A 275-nucleotide genomic window follows, 5' to 3' on the forward strand; every position below is an offset into this window, starting at 1 on the left:
GTAGACTGAATGATCATGACTTTTTACTATTATGCAAAAAGTTAACTCCCACAGTCAATGTGGACACAAAGAAATTGGAAGCAATTCTTTTGAGGGAGCTGGTTGTAAAGGCAGGGACCCATAAAACCCTTTTTCCATTGGTGATGAGTGCGGGACATTTTGCACTTAAAATCGAGGGTGTAAAAGAAATGTTTGTCTTGAATAAAGAGGGAATCCACCACCTAATTACCACCATTGCAGAAACCTGGGGGAAGAATGAGGCAAAAAATCAAGGG

1 protein-coding gene is annotated in these 275 nt (G+C 40.4%); it reads left to right on the plus strand.

What is annotated here, in order from left to right; all coding sequences use genetic code 11:
• Nucleotides 1-5: 5 nt before the first annotated feature.
• The coding region (locus tag ACS2QP_RS27645; RefSeq protein WP_438883044.1) for an ABC-three component system protein at nucleotides 6-275 on the plus strand (270 nt) is incomplete at its 3' end.

This window comes from Bacillus cereus group sp. Bce019, assembly GCF_051781745.1.
Classification (GTDB): Bacteria; Bacillota; Bacilli; order Bacillales; family Bacillaceae_G; genus Bacillus_A; species Bacillus_A cereus.